Below are 16991 nucleotides of genomic sequence, written 5' to 3'. Positions count from 1 at the left end.
CCCGTGACCTGGGACAACCATGGCGCCTTCACCCGTCTCGGGAGGGGGCCAGCACCGTCTGGAAGGGGGGCTAGCTACACCCTTCCGCGCTTCGTGACGTGGATCACCCTGTGATCGCTCACGTCTTGAGGCCGCCGTGTTGTACTCTCGGGCGCTCAAGCCCAGTAGTCAAGTTTGAGGAATGCGCCATCGCCGTGCCCAGGCCCTCTGCCGCGTCACCTTCCGAGATCTCTGAACTGTCCCGCTGCTCCGTCCTGTTCGTAGCCGCCGACCCGGCACGCACCGGCCGGGTCGCCTTCTGGCACCCCGAGGGAGACCCACCTCCCGCCTGCCCCGCGGGCACCGTCGAGGAACTGGCCATCGCGGTCCCCGGCGACGCCGGAGCCCGGCTCAGCGACGTATCCGCGGTAGTTCTTCCGATGCGCGCTGCGCTGCCGGTTCTGACACGCGCGCGTGCATCAGCGGGCGCTCACCCGACGGCCGCGTTCTGGGGCACGGCAGGCCTGCTCGCGCTGCAACTCGCCGCGCGCGGACTGCTGCTGCCCGGGCTGACGTCGAGCGATCACGACGCGTGGCGCTCGGGCCCGCTGGGCGCCGACGACCTGCGACGCCTGCGCGACCTTGCCGCCGCGATGCCCCCCGCCGCGCACGCCCTTCCGCTGGAGGGCGGCTCCGAACCCCTGCGGCTGCCCGAACCCGAGCGTTTGCTGCGCCAGTTCCTGGACGCGGTGGCCGACACTCTGCCGCGCACGCCGGCCGCATCACTGGCCGCGGGCGCTGCGGCCTTCACCTCGCCGCAGCCCCAGCGCATCCCCGAGCAGCGCCCCTGGGCCGCCGATGTCGCCGCCGGGCACGACGCAGGCGTACGGATCTCGCTGCGCGTCGAAGTGCCCGGTCTGGTGTCGGACACCCCCGACGGGACCCGGCTGCCGTTCCGTGCCGTACTGCAGCTGCACAGTGTCAGCGACCCCTCGCTCGTCGCGGACGCCGCCGAGGCGTGGGCCGGCTCCGGCGCCTCGGGGCAGGCTTTCGGGCCTCGGTCGCGGATGGACGCCCTGCTCGCGCTGCGACGCGCCACGCGCGCGTGGCCGCCGCTGGCCCCGCTGCTCTCGGCCACCGTCCCCGATGCGATCGAACTCGCCGACGAAGAAGTCGCCTCGCTCCTGGGCGAGGGGTCGCGCATGCTCGCCACTGCCGGTGTGGCGGTGCACTGGCCCAAGGAGTTGGCGCGCAATCTGACCGCCCGCGCGGTCATCGGCCCACCCGATGACGACACCGTCGACGCCAAGGACGCGGACAAGCCGTCGTCGGACACGCCGTCGTACCTCTCCGCCGACGCGTTGCTCGCCTTCAACTGGCGGTTCGCGCTGGGCGATCAACAGCTCTCCCGCGCAGAGCTCGACCAGCTCGCCGAAGCCAACCGCCCGGTGGTGCGCCTGCGCGACCAGTGGGTGCTCATCGACCCCGAAGAAGCGCGGCGCGCTCGCGCACACCAGGACCACAAGGTCACCCCGATCGACGCCCTGAGCGCCGTCCTGACGGGCACCACCGAACTGGCCGGACAGCGTGTGGACGTCCAGCCGACGGGCTGGCTCGCCACATTGCGTGAACGCCTCGCGGACCCCGAGGGCATGGAGCCCGTCGGTCAGCCCGAAGCGCTCGCCGCGAACCTGCGCGACTATCAGCTGCGCGGCCTGAACTGGCTGGCCCGGATGACCTCCCTGGGGCTCGGCGGCTGCCTCGCGGACGACATGGGCCTCGGCAAGACGATCACCCTCATCTCCCTGCATCTGCACCGGCAGACCCACACCGAGACCGCCGGGCCCACCCTCGTCGTCTGCCCCACGTCCCTCATGGGCAACTGGCAGCGCGAGATCGAGAAGTTCGCCCCCGGCACTCCCGTACGCCGCTTCCACGGCTCTCGGCGCAGCCTGGAGGGCCTCTCCGACGGGGAGTTCGTGCTCACCACGTACGGCACGATGCGGCTCGACGCGGGCAGCCTGGCGCACACCCCTTGGGGCATGGTCGTCGCCGACGAGGCCCAGCACGTCAAGAACCCGTACTCGGCCACCGCCAAACAGCTGCGCACCATCGGCGCACGCGCACGCGTGGCGCTCACCGGCACCCCCGTGGAGAACAACCTCTCCGAGCTGTGGGCCATCCTCGACTGGACGACACCGGGCCTGCTCGGCAAGCTCGGCACCTTCCGCACCCGCTACGCCCAGGCCGTCGAGAGCGGCAAGGACCCGGCAGCCGCCGAGCGGCTCGGCCAGCTCGTACGCCCTTTCCTGCTGCGCCGGCGCAAGTCCGACCCGGGCATCGCACCCGAACTGCCGCCCAAGACGGAGACCGACCGCGCCGTATCCCTCACCACGGAGCAGACGGGCCTCTACGAAGCCGTGGTTCGCGAGACCCTCGCCGAGATCTCCGGCGCCGACGGCTTCACCCGACGCGGTCTGATCGTCAAGCTGCTCACCGGTCTCAAGCAGATCTGCAACCACCCCGCGCAGTACCTCAAGGAGGACAAGCCGCGGATCGAGGGCCGTTCCGGAAAGCTGGAACTCCTCGACGAGCTGCTCGACACGATCCTCTCCGAAGACGCGAGCGTTCTCATCTTCACGCAGTACGTCCAGATGGCGCGCCTCATCGAGCGGCACCTCGCGGCCCGCGGCACCCCGTCTCAGTTCCTGCACGGCGGCACGCCCATCGCGGCGCGTGAGGCGATGGTGGAGCGCTTCCAGGACGGCGAGGTCCCGGTCTTCCTGCTGTCGCTGAAGGCGGCGGGGACCGGACTGAACCTGACGCGGGCCGAGCACGTCGTGCACTACGACCGCTGGTGGAACCCCGCCGTCGAGGCGCAGGCCACCGACCGCGCGTACCGCATCGGGCAGACGCAGCCGGTGCAGGTCCACCGGCTGATCGCGGAGGGGACGATCGAGGACCGCATCGCCGACATGCTGGTGCGCAAGCGGGAGTTGGCTGACGCGGTGCTCGGTTCCGGCGAGGCGGCGTTGACGGAACTCACCGACGCCGAGCTGTCGGATCTGGTGGAGCTGCGAGGGGGGACTCGATGAGCGACGACATGTACGACGAGCCGAACGGCGAAACGCGCGGGGACGGACGTCATGGAGAGGGCGCGTACGAACATGAGCGCACCTTCGCCGCGTTGCCGGCCACGCACGGCCGGGCGTTCGCGCAGAGCTGGTGGGGACAGGCCTGGCTGAAGGCCCTCGAGGACACGGCTCTGGATCTCCAGCAGTTGAAGGCCGGGCGCAGGTTCGCGCGCGCGGGAGCCGTAGGCGCGGTCTCGGTGCGCCCCGGCCGGATCACCGCGGTCGTCCAGGACCGCGACGGCGCCCCGCGCCGCTCCGACGTACTGCTGCAGCGGCTCAGCGAGGAGGAGTGGGACCGCTTCCTGGGTATGGCCGTCGAGCGGGCCGGGCACATCGCGGCGCTGCTCGACCGCGAGATGCCGCCACACCTCGTGGAGGACGCGGCGGCGGCCGGAGTCGAACTGCTGCCGGGCATCGGTGACCTGGAGCCCCAGTGCGACTGCGACGCCTGGGATCACTGCGGGCACACCGCCGCGCTCTGCTACCAGGTGGCCCGGTTGCTCGACCAGGACCCGTTCGTACTGTTCCTGATGCGCGGCCGGGCGGAGCGCGAGCTGCTGGACGAGCTGCAAGTACGCAGCGTGGCGCAGGCGGAAGCCGAGGAGACGCCCGCGGAGGAGCAGGACGGGGCCCAGGAGGGCGTGGACGCCGACGAGGCGTACGCGGAGGGAGCCATCCTGCCTCCGCTGCCCGATCTGCCTCCACTGCCCTCAGAGCCGGGTCTGCCGCCTTCGCTCGACACCGAGGAGGAGCCCGCGCCCGGCCTCGATGTGGCGGCACTCGAATTCCTGGCGGCGCAGGCGGCCGTGGAGGCGCACCGGATGCTGGCCGAGGCGCTCTCCCCCGGGCACGAGCGTCAGCCGGTCGAGCCGGAATTGACGCCGGCCCAAGATGCCGTGCGCCTCGCCACCTCGGCACCCGCACCGGTGGCCGCGCGCCTCGCGACCGCCGGGGACCGCGGCAAGGACGGCCTCGCGCTGGCCGTCCGGGCCTGGGAGTACGGCGGCCCGGCCGCGCTGACCGTCCTGGAGGAGGAGTGGACCCCTGAGGCGGACGCGCTGGCACGCGCGCGTGCGGCGTTGGACGCGGCCTGGGACGACGAGGAGCGTCCGCGGCTGCGCGCCGCCCGTAACCGTTGGACCGTGGTCGGGGGCGACGCCCAGCTGCGGCACGGCGCCGACGGCCGCTGGTGGCCCTACCGCAAGGAGCGCGGCCGCTGGAGCCCGGCGGGCCCCGCGGCCCACGACCCGGCGACGGCACTGGCCGTGGTGACCGGCGGCGAATAGAGCGGGCAGGTCCGGTGCGCGCTTCCCGCAGGCCCGCACCGGACCAGGGCGTCCATGACGCCACCAGGGCCTTCCGCCAAGGCCTTACACCTGGCCGGAATGGGCGGCCGCCCCGGCGTATCCGAAACGCTCACACGCGCCGGGAACACCGGCGCGAGTGCTCCCCTGGCCAGCGATTGAGCGCGGGCATGACATCCGAGAGTGTGGATCACACCGGTTCAGAGGGTGCCGACCGCGACTGGACTCCCCCGCTCCGCGGTGCCCCAGAGTGATGGACTACGTCAGTGCGATCCGGACGAAGGGAAGCGACAAGGGCCAGGTGCCCAACCGCCGCTGACCGGCCCGTACCGAACGAAGGCGCTTCCCGCCCCTCCTGGGAGGCGCCGTCAGCACGCCCCCTCACGTTCACCTTTGTGCCTCCCTGCGTTCGCGGCGGCGGCGAAGTCTGATCGCTGTCACCTAACACTTGCGCCCCAGGAGGCACTCATGTCCCCGCACGCCGCCCGTAAGCGTCGCGTCCGCCGTTCCGTCGCCGCGGGTGTGCCGATCGCCGTGCTCGCCGCGATCGCGGTGACCGGTACCGCCACGGGCGCCCAGTCCGGCGGCAAGGACAAGGCGCCTCGGATCACCTCGACGGCGACGCTCGGCGACGTCCCTCTGGGGACGTTCAGCAACTCCCTGCTGCCCGGCACGGTGAGCGACGACCGCGGTGTGAACCTCGGCGGCATAGGCAGCGACATCTACCCGGCCGGCCGCAAAGGCGAGTTCTGGACGGTCACCGACCGCGGGCCCAACGGCCAGATAAAGGTGGACGGCAAGAAGCGTCGCACCTTCCCCGTCCCCGGTTTCGATCCGGCGATCGTGAAGGTCCGCGTCACCGGTGACACCGTGAAGGTCATCGACGCGCTCCCGCTGACCACCTCCTCGGGGAAGCCCGTCACCGGGCTGCCCAACCAGGAAGGGCGCGATGAGGCGCCGTACACCTACGACGCGAAGACGGCACTGACCTACGACCCGAACGGCCTCGACACCGAGGGCATCGTGCGGGCGCACGACGGCAGCTTCTGGCTGGTCGACGAGTACGGACCCTCGCTCGTCCACGTCTCCGCGCGCGGGAAGGTGCTCAAGCGCTATGTCCCCGAGGGCCTTAAGCTGTCGGGCGCCGATTACCCGGTCGTCGAGGCGCTTCCGGGCATTCTGCTGCACCGCAAGGGCAACCGCGGCTTTGAGGGGCTCGCTCAACTCCCCGGGGGTGACCTCGTGATGGCGGTCCAGAGCCCCCTGTCCGTGCCGGACGAGGATGCGGGCGACGCGTCGCGGACGACGCGCCTGCTGCGCTTCTCGCCGAAGAAGCAGAAGGTCACCGCCGAGTACGCGTATCGCTTCGACGCGGTGGGTGTCGTCGACCCGGGCGAGGACGACACGTCGGAGCTGAAGATCTCCTCCGTGGTGGCCGTCGGCCGTGAGCGGCTCCTGGTCGAGGAGCGCACCGACAAGGCCGCGCGCCTGCACGTGGTGAAGCTCGACCGCGGCTCCGACATCCTCGGCGAGCAGTGGGACGACGACACCACAAGGCCCTCCTTGGAGCAGCTCGACGATCCGGCGGCCTCCGGAGTGCCCGTCCTGGCGAAGCGTCTGCTGGTCGACCTGGGAGGCGTGGACGGTGTACCCGACAAGATCGAAGGCGTGGCCCGCGTGAACAACCACACGCTCGCCCTGATCAATGACAACGACTTCGGGATGACGGACGGGGCGGAGGCGTTCGACGAGGAGGGCCGGCTCGTGGACAGCGACGTGGAGACCACGGTGACGTACGTGCGGCTGCCGAAGGGCATCTGATCTGCCGAGCCCGCGTGCAACGCGGCGTTCAGGCCCCGGGTCGGATGAGGTTCCCCTTCAGGAAGTAGTAGGGCACCTCGTTGTCCGCACGTGAGGGGACCAGGGAGTCCAGGTCACTCGGCAGTTCGCTGGGCAAGCCCGACGGCAGGCCGCTCGGCAGGTTCGAGGGCATCTCTGTCGGCACCTTCGACGGCAGCTCGGAGGGGATCTCCGACGGGATGCTCAGCGACGGCGTGGGCTTGCCGTCCGAGCTCTCGCTGCTCTCGGAGGGCTCCTTCTTGTCGCCTGAGCCGTCACCGCTGGTGGTCACCAGGACCACCGCGACGACGGCTCCGATCGCGACGATCACCGCGAGCAGGACGAAAAGCCCGCCCCGTCGCCCGGACGGTCCGCCCGGCGGTGGAGCAGGTGACCACCCGCCGCCACCAGGGGGCACACCGCCTCCCCCCGCGGGAGGCCAGCCCCCGCCGTCCGGGGGTGGTCCGAAGCCGCCGCCCGGAGGCGGGCCGTACCCACCCCCGGGTGGTCCGAGGCCGCCATCGCCCGGAGGGGGTGAGTCACCCGGCGGCGGAGGAGGAGGCGGCGGCGGAACGGGCGGCATGGCCATACCGTCAAGAGTCGCCCTGAAAGGTTCACGATGCGACCCCTGCGCGCAAGTTGATTCCTCCCGAAACGCAGCGGAGCTGCGGCCTCCGGTCAGCCCCGCGCCCCCAGGAGGTGATCCATGGCCAGCTGGTCGAGGTGCTCGAAGGCCATGCCACGGTCGGCGGCCGCCGTCACGTCGAAGTCCTCGAAGGCACCGCGGTCAGCGAGCAGCCCGGAGAGGCCGTCCTCGACGGTCGGCAGGGACAGTTCGTCCAGGCGGGATGCCCGCAGAGCCTCCTGGACCTCCGGGTCGGCGCGGAACGCGGCCGAACGCTCACGAAGGATCAGGTAGTTGCGCATACAGCCGGCAGCCGACGCCCACACGCCCGTGTAGTCCTCCGTGCGCGGCGGCTTGAAGTCGAAGTGCCGCGGCCCTTCGTAACCACCCCTCTCCAGGAGGTCGACCAACCAGAAGGCGCTGCGCAGATCGCCCGCCCCGAAGCGCAGGTCCTGGTCGTACTTGATGCCGGTCTGGCCGTTGAGGTCGATGTGGAAGAGCTTGCCCGCCCACATGGCCTGGGCGATGGAGTGCGGGAAGTTGAGGCCGGCCATCTGCTCGTGGCCCACTTCGGGGTTGACGCCGAACAGTTCGGAACGCTCCAGTCGCTCGATGAAGGCGAGGGCGTGCCCGACGGTGGGAAGCAGGATGTCGCCGCGCGGCTCGTTCGGCTTGGGCTCGATCGCGAAGCGCAGGTCGTACCCCTGCTCCGTCACGTAGTCGCCGAGCAGGTCGAAGGCCTCCTTCATGCGGTCGAGGGCGACGCGTACGTCCTTCGCCGCACCGGATTCGGCGCCTTCCCTGCCGCCCCAGGCAACGTAGGTGTGTGCGCCCAGTTCCACCGCGAGGTCGATGTTGCGGATGGTCTTGCGCAGCGCGAAGCGGCGCACGTCCCGGTCGTTGGCGGTGAACCCGCCGTCCTTGAAGACGGGGTGCGTGAAGAGGTTCGTGGTCGCCATCGGCACGACGAGGCCGGTCGCGTCGAGCGCCTGCCGGAAGCGCTTGATGTGCGACTCGCGCTCGGTGTCCGACGCGCCGAAGGGGATCAGGTCGTCGTCGTGGAAGGTCACTCCGTAGGCACCCAGTTCGGCCAGCTGCCGCACGGAGTCGGCCGGGTCGATGGCCGCCCTGGTCGCGTCGCCGAACGGGTCCCTTCCCTGCCATCCGACGGTCCACAGGCCGAAGGTGAACTTGTCCTCAGGAGTGGGCTGGTACGTCATGTGCGGCTCCCTTGATGACTGGTGCACGGCTGTGCGGCCGAGCGGGGCGCGACGGCGCGCCCGCTCATGTCCGGCTGCCACGACTATTTCGTCATGGCACTTAACAAATTAGTATCCGGAGGCATCCCTGGGAAGGTCGGACGGAAAGAAGTCCGGGTGCGCCCGGAAAACAGCCGCGGGAACGGAGACCCCCGATGTCATCAGCGCCAGCAGCCGACGGGCCCCTCGTCGTCGGCGTGGACAGCTCCACGCAGTCCACCAAGGTCCTGGTCGTCGACGCCGCCACCGGCAGGGTGGTGGCAAGCGGTCAGGCCCCGCACAGCGTCAGCACGGGCGCCGCCCGCGAGAGCGACCCCGAGGAGTGGTGGAACGCCCTGAGCGCGGCCCTCGGCCAGTGCGGCGCCGCTGCCCGCGAAGCCGCCGCGGTGTCGGTCGGCGGTCAGCAGCACGGGCTCGTCACGCTGGACGCGCAGTCCAGGCCGGTGCGGCCCGCGCTGCTGTGGAACGACGTGCGCTCGGCGGCGCAGGCCCGCTCTCTGGTGGACCGGCTCGGCGGCCCCAAGGCGTGGGCCGAGCGCGTCGGCAGCGTGCCTGGCCCCTCCTTCACGGTGACCAAGTGGGCCTGGCTCAGCGAGCACGAGCCCGAGGCGGCCCGCGCCACCGCGGCCGTGCGGCTCCCCCACGACTACCTCACCGAACGTCTGACAGGAAGCGGCACGACCGACCGCGGCGACGCCTCCGGTACGGGGTGGTGGGCATCGGCGACGGAAGCGTACGACGAGGAGATCCTGGGGCTCGTGGGCCTTGACCCCGAGCTGCTGCCGCGCGTGGTCCGCCCCGGCGAAGTCGCCGGCACGGTACGCGGGAGCGGCGAACTCCCCTTCTCCAAAGGCACGCTGGTCGCTCCCGGCACCGGCGACAACGCGGCGGCGGCACTCGGGCTCGGTCTGCGCCCCGGCACCCCTGTGCTGAGCCTGGGCACGTCGGGCACCGTGTACGCGGTCTCCACGCGGCGCCAGGCGGATCCCACGGGCACGGTCGCCGGCTTCGCCGACGCGCGCGGCGACTGGCTGCCGCTCGCCTGCACCCTCAACTGCACCCTGGCCGTGGACCGGGTCGCCGCGCTGCTGAGCCTCGACCGTGAGGCGGTGGAGGCGGGAGGCGCCGTCACCCTGCTGCCCTACCTGGACGGCGAGCGCACCCCCGACCTGCCGCGCGCCTCTGGACTGCTGCACGGGCTGCGGCACGACACGACTCCGGGGCAGCTGTTGCAGGCGGCCTACGACGGCGCTGTGCACTCGCTGCTCGGCGCCCTCGACCTGGTCCTGGACGCGGACGCGGACCGCTCGACTCCGCTCCTGCTCATCGGCGGCGGGGCGCGCGGCACGGCCTGGCAGGACACCGTACGGCGGCTTTCCGGGCGGGCCGTTCAGGTGCCCGAGGCCAGGGAACTGGTCGCGCTGGGTGCCGCCGCGCAAGCCGCGGGCCTTCTCACGGGTGAGGACCCGGCGGCTGTCGCGCGCCGCTGGGGTACGGCCGAGGGGCCCGTGCTGCCCCCTGTGGAACGGGACGAGTCGGCGCTCGCGCGGATCGCCGGGGTAGTCTCCGACGCGGCGCCGCTGCTCGACGCCGGGGGCCACGAGGACGCACGGCCATGAGGACGGAAGAACAGGGACTGACGGGGGCATGACCGCACCACCGCACGACGCGCGCAGGGGCACGTCCGGGCTTCCGCTGCCCGACACTCAGCAGGGGATGCGCCGCCGCAACCTTTCGCGCGTCATGCACGCCGTCGCCGCGCACGGGCCGCTGTCCCGCGCCGCCGTGGCCACCCGGATCGGCCTGACGCGGGCCGCCGTCTCCACGCTGGTGGACGAGTTGATCCGCTCCGGGCTCCTGGACGAGCTGGGTCCCGAGCGCCCCGGCAAGGTGGGGCGCCCCGGCTCCGCTCTCGCGGTAAGCGGAAGCGGGCCGGCCGGCCTCGGCGCCGAAGTGGGCGTCGACCACCTCGCGGTGTGCGCGGTCGACCTGCGCGGAGAGGTACGCGCGCGTGCCGTGCGACAAGGCGACAACCGGGGGCGCTCCCCCCAGCCCGTCATCAAGGAACTCATCGCGCTGGTGCGGCAGGTGAGCGAGGAGGCCCGCCAGGCGGGGCTGCGTCCAGCGGGGCTAGCCCTCGCCGTCCCCGGACTGGTCGCCCGCGGCACAGGGGTGGTGGTGCGCGCTCCCAACCTCGACTGGCACGACGTCGACCTCGGCGCCCTGCTGCCGAGCAGGCTGCCGCTGACAGTGGACAACGAGGCCAATTTCGGAGCGCTGGCCGAGCTGTGGCTCGGCGACGAGGTGCCCCAGGACTTCCTCCACGTGTCGGCGGAGATCGGCATCGGAGCCGCCCTGGTCGTCGACGGGCGGCTGCTGCGCGGTACACGCGGCTTCGCGGGCGAGCTGGGGCACGTGCCGGTGTGGCCGGGTGGCCCGGCGTGTCCGTGTGGCGGACGTGGCTGTCTGGAGCAGTACGCGGGTGAGGAAGCGGTATTGCGTGCGGCGGGCCTCGATCCGGGTGCGGACCGCGTCGGTCTGTTGGCGGAGCGCGCCGCTCAGGGCGACGCGAACGTACGAAAGGCACTGCAAGGTGCGGGATTCGCACTGGGCATCGCGCTCACCGGTGCGGTGAACCTGCTGGATCCGCGTTCGGTGGTGCTCGGCGGAGCCTTGTCCCGGCTCGCACCGTGGTTGCTGCCGTCCTTGCGGGGCGAGTTGGGGCGTCGTACGGCGGGCACGGCGTGCGCTGTCGCTGTTTCCGGGCTGGGATCCGACGGTCCGTTGCTGGGGGCGGCGCACTCGGTCGTACGGGCGGTGCTTGATGATCCGGCGGGGGCGGCGGCGTAGGACCGCCTGTCCGCTCGCCATGCTCCGCGCGGCTGACCGGCCGCTGCCTTGCGGGGCGCCCACTTGTCGCCCGGCTCCTTGTGGCCCGATTTCTCCCGGACCGCATCCGTGTCAACGCCACTGTGCTCCCCCGACGAAGTGCACGTCGTACGTGTCGTGCAGCTCGTCCATGCTGTCCCACCCCGCCTCGCCTCGTGCGATGCGGCCCAACTGCCGGAAGTACGCGAACCGTTCGATTCCCGGAGTGAGCACGGCGAAGAACTCCGCCGGGCCGTCGGCCGACGCTCCGAAGGCGTGCGCTGTACCCGGCGGCACCACGACGAGACCGCCCTTGTCCACAGCCGTCAGTACGCCGTCGAGCAGGAACTCCATGGTGCCGTCGAGCACATGGAAGAGCTCGGTCGACAAGCGATGGTGATGCGGGCGCGTGCCGTCGGCGCCGGCGGGCAGGGCAAGCCGGTTGGCCCCCAGCAGTCCGCCGGTCGCGCGGCTGTCTTCCAGCAATCGGAATCGACCGCCTCCGGGCAGGGCCACTTCCTCCGCGTCTTGCGCGTGAACGACCAGGGCGTGCGGATTGCGGGACACGTCGTACTCCTTCTATCGCTGTGAGTGCTCGAGAGCACCAGTCCATCGCGGGAACACAGCGCGTCCAAGAAGCTGTTCATGAAGGCAGTGATCACTTGAGCCGATGAATGCGCTCATGTGGAGTCGATACGGGAGGGGCGCGACCACCGTGGAGCTTCGGCAGCTCGAGTACTTCGTGGCGGTGGCGGACGAGGGCGGCTTCGGCCGGGCCGCCGGGCGGCTGCACGTCGTACAGGCCTCCGTGAGCCAACAGGTCGCCCGTCTGGAGAGGGAGTTGGGCCTGCGCCTCTTCGACCGGACCACCCGCCGCGTGGGGCTTACCGCGGCAGGTGAGCGGTTGCTGCCGGAGGCGCGGACCGCGCTCGCGGCCGCTGCCCGGGTGAAGCACGTGGCCGCCCAGACCGTCTCCGGCACGGAGGGCGTGTTGCGACTCGGCACTGCCCGGGCGTTCGCTGAGCGCGTGCATCCGACGCTCGACGTGCTGGCTGAACGGGCCCCGGCGCTTCGGGTCCGGTTGCTCCAGGAGACCCGTGAGCGGCGTATCGAGGCACTACGGAGCGGAGAACTGGATGCTGCTCTCGTCCGGGGCGGCGGTCCGCTGCCGGGACTTTCGGTGATGCCGGTCTGGGACGATCCTTTGATCGTCGCGCTGCCCGCCGCTCATCCGCTGGCGGCCTTGCCCCGTTTCGAGCCGGGCGATCTCGCGGGTCTGCCGCTGCGGTTGGCGCCACGGGACCGCAACCCGGCGTTTTACGATCTGATGACGGGATTGATGCGTGCCTCGGGCACCGATGTGCCTGCCGGCCCGCACTTCACCACCTTGCAGGAGACTCTGACGGCGATCGCCACGGACTCGGCGAGCGGCGCGCCGTCCTGGACCGTCTTCGACCTTGTGGGGGATCTCCCCCCAGCCGGGCGTGTCGCCTTCCGGCCGCTGCTCGGCGCGCGCTCGGCCGTCAGCCTTGCCGTGCGGCCTGGGCCGCTGTCCCCCGGGACGCAACATCTGCTCGACGCCTTCAAGGCCACGCGTGCGCAGTAAGTACTGGGCCCTGTCTCTGGGTCTGCGGGACTTGAGTCTCCACCAGGGGGAGACATGAAGGTGGGGCCATGAACGGCGACACGCTCTACTCGATCGGTGATCTGGCTCGGCGGACCGGGCTGACGGTCAAGACCGTCCGGTTCTACTCCGACGCGGGGATCGTGCCGCCCGCCGACCGCAGCCCGGCCGGCTACCGCCTGTACGGCACCGACGCCGTCGCCCGCCTCGGCCTCGTACGCACCTTGCGCGACCTGGGTCTTGACCTTCCCACCATCCGGAAGGTCGTGGACCGGGAGGTGTCTCTCCCCGAGGTGGCCTCGGCGCATGCGGACGCGCTGGAGGTGCAGATCCGAGTGCTGCGCCTGCGACGCGCGGTCCTGACGGCAGTGGCCAAGCGCGGCTCCACCCCTGAGGAGTTGGATCTCATGCACAAGCTGGCCAAGCTCTCCGAGAACGAACGCCGTCGTCTGATCGACGACTTCCTGGGTGCCGTCTTCGACGGCCTGGGCGACCACCCCGCCTTCGCGGCGGTGGCCCGCTCCCTGACGCCCGAACTGCCGGAAAGCCCCGAGGCCGAGCAGGTCGAGGCTTGGGTGGAACTGGCCGAGCTGTTCCAGGATCAGGGGTTCCGCTCCACGATGCAGGGCATGGCCAGAGATCTGGCGACCGACCGCGCCCCGGACGGCAGCACCGGCCTGCCACGCATCCTCGCCACTGCTGTCCGCTCGCAGGTCATCCCGGCCCTGGCGGCAGGGGTCGAGCCGGCAGCGCCCGATGCCGAGCCGATCGTCACGGCGCTCGCGGCCCACTACGCGCACATTCTCGGACACCCCGACGACACCACCCTGCGCCGACGTTTGGTGTCCCGCCTGGAGACCATGGACGACCCCCGGCGGGATCGCTACTTGCTGCTGCTCGCGGTCATCAACGGGTGGCCCGCCCCCGAGAGCCTGTCCCCGGTGCTCGACTGGACCGTCCGGGCCCTACGTGCTCGACTGCCTCGCTAGTGGGCCGGGCGAGCACGGTCCGCGCCGACCCCACCGACCCCACCGAGCCGACCGAGCCGACCGAGGCAACGCCCCGGCGTTTCCTCTCCAGCTACCGGGACCTGATGGACGTACCCGGCTCCTGGCGACTCGCCACGGTCGGCATCGTGTCGAAGCTGCCGCCCAGCATGGTCTCCCTGAGTCTGCTGCTCCTGGTCGGCAGGAGCCACTCCTACGGGACCGCGGGCCTTGCGGTGAGCGCCTTGGCAGTCGGCCAAGGGGCCACCGGTCCCCTGCGCGGGCGGCTCATCGACCGGCATGCACCGCGGCCGGTCCTGCTGAGCCTTCTGGCCATGTACCTGACGGCCACTCCCTTGCTGGTCCTGGTGGTGTGCGGCGGCGGGTCCATCGTCGCGGTCCTCGCACTCGCCGCGGCCACGGGCGCCAGCACTCCTCCCGTCGCCGTCATGATGCGCTCGGCCTGGCACGGCCCCGAGGGCAGCCCCCTGTACGGCGATTTGACCACCACGGCGATGGCTCTCGACTCGTCGATGACGGGCGCCGCACTGATCACCGGACCTGTGCTCGCCAGTTGGCTGAGTCTGTCGGTCTCGCCGGTCGCGCCGTTCGCAGTCGCGGCGCTGCTGACGGTCGCTTCCGTCGGCCTCCTGATCAACGTGCCGGGCCCGCCATCACGCCCCGCTCGGTCCGGGCATCGGCTCGGCCCGCTGGCATCCGCTCCCCTACGGCGCCTGCTGGCCGCTGAGGCTCTCTTCGTCACGGCGGTGACCGCGGTGGACGTGGTGCTGCCGATCTACGCAAGGCAGCACCACGCGGCCGGGTTCACCGGCCTGTATCTAGGGATACTGTCCGTCGGCAGCGTGCTGGGCAGCCTCGTTCTGGGCGCCGTACCGAACCTCCTGTCACGCGGCCCCAAGGTCTCCGTACTGCTCTGCGTATTCGCGGCAGGGACCGGCGGACTGACGCTCGCCACCGGGCTGTCGCCTCATGCCGTACTCCTGGTCTGCCCGCTGGCCGGCCTTGCGATCGGCTGCACCTTCGCGGCGCTGCGCACGACCGGCGGCGACCTCGCGCCCGAGGGGCCCGTCACCGAGACGATGTCCTGGCTGAGCAGCTTCGACATGGTCGGCGGTGCGGTGGGCGCGGCGGTGTTCGCACACATCGCCGCAGATGGGGGCAGCCGCGCCGCGCTGTTGCTGTTGCCTGCGGTCGTCTTGCTGGCCGCGGTGCTCGGTTGGAACACGCGTACGTCGAAGCGCGGCTGAAGCTGTGACGGGTCCACAGACAGCACCGTTGTGACGCGGTGCGTCCAGACGTCGTTCGGGTGAACCGAGCATCACCCTCGAACCCCGAGGGCAGAATCGCGAGACTGAACCGTGTGAACTCTCTGAACTGAATGAACCGACCGGATGGACCGAAAGGGCCCAATGGGGCGAATAGGCTGAATCGCAACTGGACGGACCGGACAGAGCCGCCTGGATAGGGGACAGCGATGGAAATGGACCGGCATGCCCACGTCCTGAGTGGCACCAGCGACGAAGCCGCGCGCCACTACGAGCGAGCACTCGACGCGCTGCTGTTCTTCCGTGCCGAAGTAGCCGACGAAGTACAGGCGATGGTGGCGGACTCTCCGGATTCGGCGATGGCGCATGTCTTTGCTGCCTACCTCGGGCTTCTCGGCACCGAGGAGAAGGACGCGGCCGCTGCCCGGCGTTCCTTCAGCACCTTCCGAGCCGCAGTCGATCCTGCCGGGCTCTCGCCACGCGAGACGATGCACGCGGCGGCTGCCGAGAGCTGGCTGGGCGGGGAGATGCTGCGGGCCGGAGAGATCCTCGGCGAGATCAGTACCGAGTTCCCCCGCGACGCCCTCGCCCTGGCCGTCGGTCACCAGATCGACTTCTTCACCGGGGACGCGCAGCGGCTGCGTGACCGGGTCGGTGGCGTGCTCACCGCATGGGACGGCGACGACCCGCACTTCGGGCCGCTGCTGGGGATGTACGCCTTCGGGCTCGAAGAAGCCGGGCACCACGGCCACGCCGAGGAGATCGGACTGCGGGCGGTCGAACGTCACCCACGGGATGTGTGGGGCATCCATGCGGTCGTCCACACGTACGAGATGCGAGGACTGTTCGGCGAGGGCATCCGTTATCTGGATGCTCGGACCGAGGACTGGGCCGACGGCAACTATCTGTCCGTGCACAACACGTGGCATTACGCCTTGTACGCACTGGAGGCGGGGAGCATCGAACGCGTCCTCGGCGTCTACGACAGCACCCTCCACAACGAGACGTCGCAGCCCGTCGCCATGGAACTGCTGGACGCCTCGGCCCTGTTGTGGCGGCTGCTACTCGCGGACATCGACGTCGAGTCCCGCTGGACCGTGCTCGCCCAGGCATGGGCCGGGCGCGAGGACGGCGCCTACTACGCGTTCAACGACGTCCATGCCGTGATGGCGTATGTAGGGGCAGGGCGGCTTTCCGCAGCTGAGCGGCTGGTGAAGGACCGCGAGCACTGGCTCGCCCGGACCGACCCCGTTGTGTCCAACCACGCGATGACACGCGAGATCGGCATCCCGGTGTGCCGCGCCCTCATCGCCTACCGGCAACGGCGGTACGCCCGCGCGGTCGAGCTGCTCACCCCGATCCGCCACCACCTCAACTCCTTCGGCGGCAGCCACGCCCAGCGCGACGCCATCCAGCGCACGCTCGTGGAGGCGGCCATCCGCTCCGGCCGGCACGACCTGGCCCGCACCTTGCTCAGCGAACGCAGCAATCTGCGTCCCATCTGTCCCTACAACTGGCGGGCTCGCGCACGGCTGGCCGACCGGCTCGGCGACACGGCTCAGGCGGAGTCCGCCCGCACCCGTGCGGAGGAACAGGCCGCCATGGGCGCGGCTGCTTTGGGGTGAGGCGGGCAGCCCGGGCGGAGACGGACTTGCCTCCCTCAGGCACCCCCCGGCAGCCTCAGGCACCCTTCCCCCCTCCAACTCCTCACCCTCAAGAGTGACCGTGTTATCCACAATCACGATGCTGTACACAGATTTAGACCACACCCTTCCGCCTCAACCATCCCTGCCCGTAACGTAATTGACGCGGAACACCATCGCCCCGGCGGCGGTTTCGTGTTCACGCGGATCGGGGGATTCAGGTGTCGCGAGCAATTCGTCATGGGCCGCATCGCGGGGCCGTCGGGCCGCACAAGGCCCACGAATTCCCCCCGGAGCGACAGAGGAGAGCAGCCCAGCCATGAACCAGCCTCGGATCCTGACCGTGCGGCCCCAACCCGACGAGTACGCCTGGACGTTCGGCGGCGCGCCGCCCGTGGCGGATCGCTCCCGGTACGGTGCTCGACCTCGGCTGCACGCGCGGCT

Annotated in this window: 12 protein-coding genes and 1 pseudogene; 10 read left to right on the top strand and 3 right to left on the bottom strand. The window is 71.0% G+C overall.

Translation table 11 applies throughout. The annotated features are described in order from the left end of the window. The first annotated feature begins 194 nt into the window (after positions 1–194). The 3 genes from AB0I94_RS08305 to AB0I94_RS08295 all read left to right on the top strand — a co-directional run bounded on the left by AB0I94_RS08305 (position 195) and on the right by AB0I94_RS08295 (position 6238). Positions 195–3074 (top strand): DEAD/DEAH box helicase, encoded by a 2880-nt coding sequence (locus AB0I94_RS08305; protein ID WP_363308634.1) that lies wholly within the window; start codon positions 195–197, stop codon positions 3072–3074. Positions 3075–3082: 8 nt separating this feature from the next. Further along, positions 3083–4399, top strand: coding sequence for an SWF or SNF family helicase (locus tag AB0I94_RS08300; RefSeq protein WP_363308730.1), 1317 nt, complete (start codon positions 3083–3085; stop codon positions 4397–4399). Positions 4400–4885: 486 nt separating this feature from the next. Further along, positions 4886–6238, top strand: a complete 1353-nt coding sequence (locus AB0I94_RS08295; protein WP_363308633.1) for an esterase-like activity of phytase family protein — start codon at positions 4886–4888, stop codon at positions 6236–6238. A 28-nt stretch (positions 6239–6266) separates the two neighbouring features. On the opposite strand, the gene AB0I94_RS08290 is transcribed toward AB0I94_RS08295, so the two are convergent. After that, a complete protein-coding gene (locus tag AB0I94_RS08290; RefSeq protein WP_363308632.1) occupies positions 6267–6587 on the bottom strand; it encodes a hypothetical protein in 321 nt (106 codons plus the stop codon). Positions 6588–6934: 347 nt separating this feature from the next. After that, positions 6935–8101 (bottom strand): xylose isomerase, encoded by a 1167-nt coding sequence (gene xylA, locus AB0I94_RS08285; RefSeq protein WP_363308631.1) that lies wholly within the window; start codon positions 8099–8101, stop codon positions 6935–6937. 194 nt (positions 8102–8295) lie between these two features. Between xylA and xylB the strand changes: the two genes are divergently transcribed. Next, positions 8296–9759 (top strand): xylulokinase, encoded by a 1464-nt coding sequence (gene xylB / locus AB0I94_RS08280; RefSeq protein ID WP_363308630.1) that lies wholly within the window; start codon positions 8296–8298, stop codon positions 9757–9759. Positions 9760–9787: 28 nt separating this feature from the next. Continuing rightward, complete coding sequence (locus AB0I94_RS08275) at positions 9788–10990, top strand: ROK family transcriptional regulator (RefSeq protein ID WP_363308629.1); 1203 nt, start codon at positions 9788–9790, stop codon at positions 10988–10990. Positions 10991–11101: 111 nt separating this feature from the next. Here the strand turns inward: AB0I94_RS08275 and AB0I94_RS08270 are convergent, their stop codons facing one another. Then, positions 11102–11575: a cupin domain-containing protein gene (locus AB0I94_RS08270; RefSeq protein ID WP_363308628.1), complete on the bottom strand. Its 474-nt coding sequence runs from the start codon at positions 11573–11575 to the stop codon at positions 11102–11104. 148 nt (positions 11576–11723) lie between these two features. On the opposite strand from AB0I94_RS08270, the gene AB0I94_RS08265 reads away from it, so the two are divergent. The 5 genes and pseudogenes from AB0I94_RS08265 to AB0I94_RS08245 all read left to right on the top strand — a co-directional run. Continuing rightward, positions 11724–12614, top strand: coding sequence for a LysR family transcriptional regulator (locus AB0I94_RS08265; RefSeq protein WP_363308627.1), 891 nt, complete (start codon positions 11724–11726; stop codon positions 12612–12614). A 68-nt stretch (positions 12615–12682) separates the two neighbouring features. Beyond that, a complete protein-coding gene (locus AB0I94_RS08260) occupies positions 12683–13621 on the top strand; it encodes a MerR family transcriptional regulator (RefSeq protein ID WP_363308626.1) in 939 nt (312 codons plus the stop codon). Further along, positions 13621–14886, top strand: coding sequence for an MFS transporter (locus AB0I94_RS08255; protein WP_363308625.1), 1266 nt, complete (start codon positions 13621–13623; stop codon positions 14884–14886). The genes AB0I94_RS08260 and AB0I94_RS08255 overlap by 1 nt, the downstream gene beginning before the upstream one ends. Positions 14887–15113: 227 nt before the next feature. Beyond that, entirely contained in the window at positions 15114–16529 is a 1416-nt protein-coding gene (locus tag AB0I94_RS08250; protein ID WP_363308624.1) for a tetratricopeptide repeat protein, read from the top strand. A 337-nt stretch (positions 16530–16866) separates the two neighbouring features. Next, positions 16867–16975 (top strand): annotated as a pseudogene (locus tag AB0I94_RS08245) (acetamidase); the annotation flags it as partial. Between the last annotated feature and the right edge of the window lie 16 nt (positions 16976–16991).

It is taken from the genome of Streptomyces sp. NPDC050147 (assembly GCF_040660195.1).
Taxonomy (GTDB): Bacteria; Actinomycetota; Actinomycetes; order Streptomycetales; family Streptomycetaceae; genus Streptomyces.
Note: the sequence above shows the minus strand (reverse complement) of the source record. Positions and strands in the feature narration are given on the sequence as shown.